Source organism: Fulvivirga kasyanovii, from assembly GCF_009711405.1.
Lineage (GTDB): Bacteria > Bacteroidota > Bacteroidia > Cytophagales > Cyclobacteriaceae > Fulvivirga > Fulvivirga kasyanovii.
Genome location: NZ_SMLW01000358.1, coordinates 1 through 6,957, shown reverse-complemented (window position 1 = coordinate 6,957; position 6,957 = coordinate 1). Strand labels below are relative to the sequence as shown.

Annotated in this window: 9 protein-coding genes; 3 read left to right on the top strand and 6 right to left on the bottom strand. The window is 38.4% G+C overall.

Annotated elements, in window-relative coordinates; genetic code table 11:
* Positions 1-402 (top strand): DUF6252 domain-containing protein (locus tag E1163_RS30390; protein WP_185155950.1); only part of this gene is annotated, 402 nt, incomplete at its 5' end.
* A 188-nt stretch (positions 403-590) separates the two neighbouring features.
* Here E1163_RS30390 and E1163_RS03835 read toward each other — a convergent pair.
* Positions 591-974, bottom strand: a complete 384-nt coding sequence (locus E1163_RS03835) for a hypothetical protein (RefSeq protein ID WP_155169624.1) — start codon at positions 972-974, stop codon at positions 591-593.
* A gap of 95 nt (positions 975-1,069) precedes the next feature.
* Entirely contained in the window at positions 1,070-1,453 is a 384-nt protein-coding gene (locus E1163_RS03830; protein WP_155169622.1) for a hypothetical protein, read from the bottom strand.
* Positions 1,454-1,801: 348 nt separating this feature from the next.
* On the opposite strand from E1163_RS03830, the gene E1163_RS03825 reads away from it, so the two are divergent.
* Together E1163_RS03825 and E1163_RS03820 are read left to right on the top strand one after the other, a co-directional pair.
* The gene (locus tag E1163_RS03825; protein WP_343033740.1) at positions 1,802-3,058 is read left to right on the top strand and encodes a chloride channel protein; all 1,257 of its coding nucleotides are present in this window, start codon (positions 1,802-1,804) and stop codon (positions 3,056-3,058) included.
* Positions 3,059-3,157: 99 nt separating this feature from the next.
* Complete coding sequence (locus E1163_RS03820) at positions 3,158-4,627, top strand: potassium/proton antiporter (RefSeq protein WP_155169618.1); 1,470 nt, start codon at positions 3,158-3,160, stop codon at positions 4,625-4,627.
* A 105-nt stretch (positions 4,628-4,732) separates the two neighbouring features.
* Here the strand turns inward: E1163_RS03820 and E1163_RS03815 are convergent, their stop codons facing one another.
* From E1163_RS03815 to E1163_RS03800, 4 genes are all read right to left on the bottom strand, one after another.
* On the bottom strand, positions 4,733-4,897 hold the full coding sequence (locus E1163_RS03815) for a hypothetical protein (protein ID WP_155169615.1): 165 nt from the start codon (positions 4,895-4,897) through the stop codon (positions 4,733-4,735).
* Between the two features lie 396 nt (positions 4,898-5,293).
* On the bottom strand, positions 5,294-5,857 hold the full coding sequence (locus E1163_RS03810) for a 5-formyltetrahydrofolate cyclo-ligase (protein ID WP_155169612.1): 564 nt from the start codon (positions 5,855-5,857) through the stop codon (positions 5,294-5,296).
* Between the two features lie 6 nt (positions 5,858-5,863).
* Positions 5,864-6,604, bottom strand: coding sequence for a YggS family pyridoxal phosphate-dependent enzyme (locus E1163_RS03805; RefSeq protein ID WP_155169609.1), 741 nt, complete (start codon positions 6,602-6,604; stop codon positions 5,864-5,866).
* Positions 6,605-6,613: 9 nt separating this feature from the next.
* Positions 6,614-6,940: a DMT family transporter gene (locus tag E1163_RS03800; protein WP_155169607.1), complete on the bottom strand. Its 327-nt coding sequence runs from the start codon at positions 6,938-6,940 to the stop codon at positions 6,614-6,616.
* Positions 6,941-6,957 lie beyond the last annotated feature (17 nt).

Below are 6,957 nucleotides of genomic sequence, written 5' to 3'. Positions count from 1 at the left end.
ATTTCTGGTGCTGTAGAAGCAGAAAAAAAAGGGTCTTCTTATATCGTTGTAGTAGCAGGTAGTACATATATGATTTCTAATAACGATGGTACTTCTGCTTCTGACCAAACCTTTAGTCTTGCCTTCTATAAAAATTTTCAAGATAACTCCACATCCAACCCTGCCGTGGGTACTTACCCTATTGGTACGGCAGTGGATCTTGTCAATGAAGATGGTTTTTTAGTGGTATATACTGATACCCAGACTGGTAAAGATTATTCAAAAGATGTATCAGGAACCCTTACAATTACCAACAATAGTAACAATCAACTAAGGGGGACTTTTGAGTTTGCCGCAAGTAACACCAACCAAGGCGGAAGCATACAAGTTACTAATGGTAAATTTTCTGCCGCCATAGACTGATTGTGATTGTGGGAATGGTGAGGAATATCCTGCAGAAAACTATCCTATCAACCCTATCGGCCAAAGGTCCGATAGGGTTGATAGAATAAGAACATCTTGAATGATGTTCTTATGCTCTTCTACTTGCCCTAAAAGTTCTATACACTTCATTAATGGTACCCATTCTTTACCATTAAGAAGATATAATTTTAATTTAAAATATAGTCGAAAGGCGGAAAAGGAAGGTACTGTTTAGGTTCTATTTCCTCAGGAAAATTTTCCAGCAGCCTTATGGCGCCCAGATACGACTGTTTCTTGTCAACAAACAACCAGTTCAGGTATAAAAGGCTACAATCCGCTTTTGTTTTTAGAAATGCGGAAAACACAGTGAACGAGTTTTCAGGTGCGAAAGTCCAATCTATCGAAAATGTAAAATGCAAGAGATTCGGTTTAGGCTTATAAGCCAAGGCACTAAATCTTTGGCTTATGCCCCAATAATCGATATCAAAGCAGCCTTCAATTTTATGGTCCTTAACATTATTAATTATTATTGAAAAGTGCTTCTTTTCATAAAAGCGAATAGGTAGGTTCATTTTTAGGTGTAGGTTTTTTAGAATTAACTTACAATGTTAATCAAAGTGCCTTTTGGAGCCAACAATTGGATTAAACAGATGGAATGTTTTTTGCGTTAAGCTTCTGAAGATTTAAGCCAGGTAACAGCTCCTTCGTGCGTACAAAATGGTTTAAAAGATATCCTGTCCACTTCCTGATCAACTAAAATAGGGATAATAACCTGGTCAGGTTTATCCATGAGCAAAGCCATTTTTGAGTCTGCAAAAATGTGATCATAAGCCTTGTAGAAATTAGTCAATCGTTTTATTTCCTTAATCTCTGGTAAATATTGAGCTTTCCTATAATCAAGTATGAATCTTGACGTACCGTCAGGGATTGCATTTTTGCCAATAATTTCATTCCAACTATCTATAACATCCTCAAAAGTAATTCCTCCGTAGTGGAATTTGTAGAAGATGTTGTTCTTGGCATCATACTTATATGTTATTTCTACCTTCATTATTCTTTAAGAAATTGAGATATGCTGCGGTTTACCTGTTAAATGCTTCTTCCTTTTAGCAAAAGGAAAGGCTTTTGGAAACCATCTTGCAAATTTTCACGTACTAAACACTGGCATTAAGCCCGGAACAGTTAGATTAAGAAATATAAAATAATCATAATTAACAACTGGCTCCGGCACTATTTAACACCATCTCTTGTAAAACCGAAGGTATTATACCTTCGGTTTTGTTTTTTAATAATTCTGATACTTTTGAAGCTTGGAATGGAAAGCAAATGTTCCAAGATACCCTTCTCTAAAAATGAAGTATTAGATTTGCGACATTGCAACAGTCACATAATTATGGGAATGAAACACAAACGAAAGGCCTTAAAGCTTTTGAATATCCTTGATCAACCCATCAGGTTTAATCCTTTTGTCTTTAGCAGAATGTTTTTCTTATGGATGATTCTTGGGGTTATTGGAGGCGTCATTGCTGGCATATACATAATAGCCCTTGAATCTTTAATCCACATTTACTCATCGATCGATGGCGTTTGGGTGGTCCTGGTAATGGCACTTTCCGGATTGGCAGCAGGACTAATAATTCACTTTATAGGTGATCCTGGTGAAATTCAGTTGATCGTAAACAACATCCGGTTCAGGAAGGGCAAGCTTGACCCTAAAAATAACCCGTCCATGATTCTATCTTCATTACTATGTGTAGGTTCTGGGGGTAGCCTGGGCCCTGAGGCTCCCCTGGTACAAGTTACCGGTTCCACGGGAACCTGGCTGGGAAAGCAGTTTCGACTAAAAGGGGAAGAACTAAGGTCAATGAGTATTGCCGGGATGGCCTCAGGTTTTACGGCCCTTTTTGGAGCACCTTTGGGAGGTAGCCTTTTTGCCCTGGAGATTTTGCACCATAAGCATGTGGTGGAATACTATAAGGCCATAATTCCGGCATTCGTTGCCAGTTGCTTTAGCTACGTTATCTTCGCTCTTATTATTCATTTGGGGCTGGGGCCAATATGGAACCTTCCTAACTATAATATGCAAGGCATGTTTGATTTTGGTTTGGCAGTTTTATTAGGGCTGGCCGGTACTGCGTTGGGGTGGATTTTTATATATCTCACAAAGGGTATGAAATCAATATTTAAACGATTGAGTTACCCCATTTATATCAATACATTTATTGGAGGTATACTTCTGGGGGTTATTGCATATTTTTTGCCAATTACCCGCTATTTTGGGCACCACAAAATCAACGAACTCTTAAACACCGAGTTCACTTTACCAGCCTTATTGATAGTATTGATATTCAAGCTTTTGGCTATTGTAATCACGGTTACCTCAGGGTGGAGGGGAGGTTTTATCATCCCCTTATTTTTTATAGGCGCTGCTTTGGGTATTGTACTTCATACTATTTTTCCTCAATTGGATCTTTCCCTTGCTGTTATAAGCTGTATGGCAGCCATCAACGCCTGCGTTACTCGCACGCCCTTGAGCACTACAATATTATTATCGACTCTTACAGGGTTTTCTTATTTCATACCCATTATGTTCGCAAGTCTTACAGGGTATTTTTTTGCGCCACGTTTACCATTTATTTCCGCTCAAAGTGAATAGAATTTTAAAAGTGAAGTAATAACTAATCATTATACTAACTTACATGTTTAAATAAGTCTACCAACCGACCAAGGATTAACGCACAATTTGTAAGATAGCATGAATATAGAAATAGGAAATGTACTGCTCATAGGCTCAATCCTGCTATTCATAAGTGTAATAGCGGGTAAGACTTCATATAAATTTGGTGTGCCTACCCTTGTTTTGTTTTTGGCCATAGGCATGCTGGCCGGCTCAGAAGGAATTGGGGGAATTTTTTTTGATGATCCCGCCCTTGCCCAATTCATAGGAATTGTGTCGCTGAACTTTATATTGTTTTCTGGTGGATTAGACACCAATTGGACATCCATCAAACCTGTATTATGGCAGGGGATTGCCTTGTCCACAGCAGGAGTATTGTTTACAGCCGTATTGGTAGGGGCATTTGTCTGGGTAATTACAGATTTCACTATCTATGAAGGCCTGCTCCTTGGAGCAATTGTATCCTCAACCGATGCAGCGGCTGTGTTTTCAATACTTAGATCGAAGAGTTTAGCTTTGAAAAGCAATTTGCGCCCTACTCTTGAATTGGAAAGTGGTAGTAATGACCCTATGGCCTATGTCCTGACTATAGCATTCTTAGGCCTGGTGGTAAATCAGGATCAAAGTATTCTCTCTGTTATACCGTTTTTTCTCCAGCAAATGGTTATCGGGGCTTTGGCCGGTTTATTATTTGGTAAGGCCAGCCGATATGTGATCAATAAAATCAAGCTGGGTTTTGAAGGGTTGTATATTGTCCTGGTAATAGCATTGGTATTTATAACCTTTTCGGTTACAAGCCTGGTTAATGGTAATGGGTTTTTAGCAGTGTATCTATGTGCCGTCTACCTTGGCAACCAGGATTTAATTCACAAGCGTAGCATTTTGCAAATGTTTGATGGACTGGCATGGCTCATGCAGATTATACTTTTCCTAACCCTTGGGCTTTTGGTTTTTCCATCACATGTAATACCAGTGATTGGGATTGGGGTGTTGGTTTCTGCTTTTCTAATTATTGTGGCCAGGCCGGTAAGTGTACTTTTAAGCTTACTTCCATTTAGAATGAAAATGAGAAGACGATGGTACATTTCCTGGGCCGGACTGAAAGGGGCGGTGCCCATAGTCTTTGCTACTTACCCTTTACTTGCTGGTGTTGATAAAGCAGGTATGATCTTTAATATTGTTTTTTTCGTTTCCCTTATTTCTCTATTTACGCAAGGTACCACATTGTCTTTAATGGCAAGCTGGTTACATGTTGCCCTTCCTGAAAAAGCTAAACAGAAGACCCCCACTGACCTCATTTTATCTGAGGGTGTAAAGTCAGAGATAGCGGAATTGACACTTATCGAAGGAAATGCCTCTATTGGAAAAAGAATTGTTGAGCTTGATTTTCCGAAAACCGCTATAATAGCAATGATCAAAAGGGATGGTACGTTCCTTACCCCGAAAGGCTCAACTACACTTGAAGCTAATGATACACTGATTGTCCTTTCAGAAAATAAGCAAGGTATAAATAGTGTTTACGAATCGTTGGACATGGATAGTGTGTAGGGGTTGCAAGCGTCTGAAATTTTTTATTTATGATTTACATAATGTAGCCTATTGCCCTACCAGAACCACCAGAAATTGCTTTTTTAATTTAGACTGAGTGCCGATTTATTTATCAACCTTTTCCTTCAACTTTTCTTTTTCTGACTGAATAGGGTCTGGCAGATAACGTAGTATCCAGAACGAAGCCACCGCCAAAATAACAGACCCTGCAAAAGTAGTAATGGCAAAATTGAAGTTTTCTCTCAGTGCATTGTCATATGTTAGGTACATAACACGATTTGATGCGAAGCTAGGAATATTTAATCTTAATTTATTTTTACTTACGATAATATAATTATAAAAACCAATTTAATCTGTAGCAATCTCACACACATTTGATTCTCTTATGATAAGATAATCAAACCTTTTCATTTTATTTTTTACCACCCCAATCTATATCCCGATGTCCATGGGAGATTTCTTGCCATCAAACTTTAGTTAAGATCAAATATCAGCCCCCGCTGGGTGAAATAATGGAAATCAAAGCTCAGCTCATTTAAAAGCACTAATTCCGGACACTTAACACTTCTATTTGATTACATTTCTTAAATAATGTATAATAATTTGTTCCTATTGAGGATTAACGCCATGGCTGACCTTAAACCGCGCAAAATTACTTCTGACAATTCAAGCAGGTAAAATTACCTGATCCACACATTGATCATGCGGTTCTACAGGCACTTTTTCAATCATTTGAAAAGGATAGCAAATACCTATTTTCAGCGAATGTTGATCTTCCAAAAAGGTATCGTAATATGATCCACCATATCCGAGTCGGTTTAAATCATGGTCAAAAGCTAGTCCAGGCACTATAATTAGATCACAATTCCCATTAAATTCTTGGCTGTTAGCCGGATGCCTAGTACCGTATATGCCCTCTTCAAGCTCATTGAGTGAATTTAATACCAAAGCCTCCATTTGCCGTTTTGGAAGAGGCCGTGGTGTCACCACTGTAAGTGACTTTTTCAACAGTGTTTTGATCACAGGGTACAGGTTAATTTCATCTTTCGTGGGCAAAAAGGTGTGGATTACCTTCGGTTTTCTTTGATCAATTATTTCAAGAAGCATCGTGCATATCTTTTCATCCCACCTTTTCTTCTCTTCCAAATTAATGAGGCTTCGCAATTGAAGTATTTTTTCCCTTATCCTGCTCTTTTCTTCCCGGATAGCTTTTGTTGTATTGCTTTCCATTAAAGCTTAGCTTTCATTTTCATTCCAGTAATAGCTATCGGAATATTTCCTGATACCAAAAATGGCCGTTCCAACCCGTATTATAGTCGCTCCCTCTTCAATCGCAACCTCAAGATCGGAGCTCATGCCCATAGATAATTCATCCATCCAGACATTATGCATATTTTCGGATTTAACTTCTTCCTGAATGGATCTTAAGGTTTTAAAGCATTGTCTTACCTTATTTTCTTCTCCGCTAAATATACCTATGGTCATTAATCCTTTAATACGCAACGTATTAAAACCTGCAACCTTTTTTATAAAATCAATTGCCTCGGCAGGATGTATACCGAATTTTGATTGTTCTCCGGAGGTATTTACCTGTATTAAAACATCAACTTTTCTGGTAGCTCTCGATAGTCCTTCATGGAGATGTTCAGCAAGTTTTAGTCTGTCGAGCGACTGAATACAGGAAACATCATACTTCAGTACATCCTTTATCTTATTGGTTTGCAAATGTCCTATAAAATGCTTTTCGTGTGGAATATTTTTTAAGGCGTCATGCTTCTGTTTAATCTCCTGGACCTTGTTTTCACCTATAAGCTTTTGCCCTTCATTTAAGGCGAGGATAATATTGTCAGGGTGTACTGTTTTAGTGGCCAAAAGCAGTTTCACCTGATTGGGATCACGATTGGCTTTTAAACAAGCAATATTAATCCGTTGCAGAACTGAATGAAGATTTGCTTTTATGCTCGTATTAGCCACCATTCTCACAAATTATTTTGATACAAACTTTAGCCCGACGATTGAGGCAATAAGTGTTGTGATAAAAAACAAACGCCAAAATTCTGCCGGCTCTTTAAACACAAATATTCCAACAAGTACAGACCCTACTGCACCAATCCCTGTCCAGACAGCATAGGCTGTTCCTATTGGTAAAGTTTGCGTTGCCTTAATGAGTAAAGCCATACTTATGGTAAGACAAATAAAGAAGCCGAGGTACCAATATGCGGCAGTCAAACCTGAAGATTCTTTGGCTTTTCCCAAGCAGGAAGCAAAACCCACTTCAAAGAGCCCTGCGATAATTAAAAGCATCCAATTCATTTCGTGAAATTAAAAAA

Coding starts and splice junctions, on each gene's coding strand:
- E1163_RS03835 (WP_155169624.1), bottom strand. CDS start 974: ATGAACCTACCTATTCGCTTTTATGAAAAGAAGCACTTTTCAATAATA.
- E1163_RS03830 (WP_155169622.1), bottom strand. CDS start 1,453: ATGAAGGTAGAAATAACATATAAGTATGATGCCAAGAACAACATCTTC.
- E1163_RS03825 (WP_343033740.1), top strand. CDS start 1,802: ATGAAACACAAACGAAAGGCCTTAAAGCTTTTGAATATCCTTGATCAA.
- E1163_RS03820 (WP_155169618.1), top strand. CDS start 3,158: ATGAATATAGAAATAGGAAATGTACTGCTCATAGGCTCAATCCTGCTA.
- E1163_RS03815 (WP_155169615.1), bottom strand. CDS start 4,897: ATGTACCTAACATATGACAATGCACTGAGAGAAAACTTCAATTTTGCC.
- E1163_RS03810 (WP_155169612.1), bottom strand. CDS start 5,857: ATGGAAAGCAATACAACAAAAGCTATCCGGGAAGAAAAGAGCAGGATA.
- E1163_RS03805 (WP_155169609.1), bottom strand. CDS start 6,604: ATGGTGGCTAATACGAGCATAAAAGCAAATCTTCATTCAGTTCTGCAA.
- E1163_RS03800 (WP_155169607.1), bottom strand. CDS start 6,940: ATGAATTGGATGCTTTTAATTATCGCAGGGCTCTTTGAAGTGGGTTTT.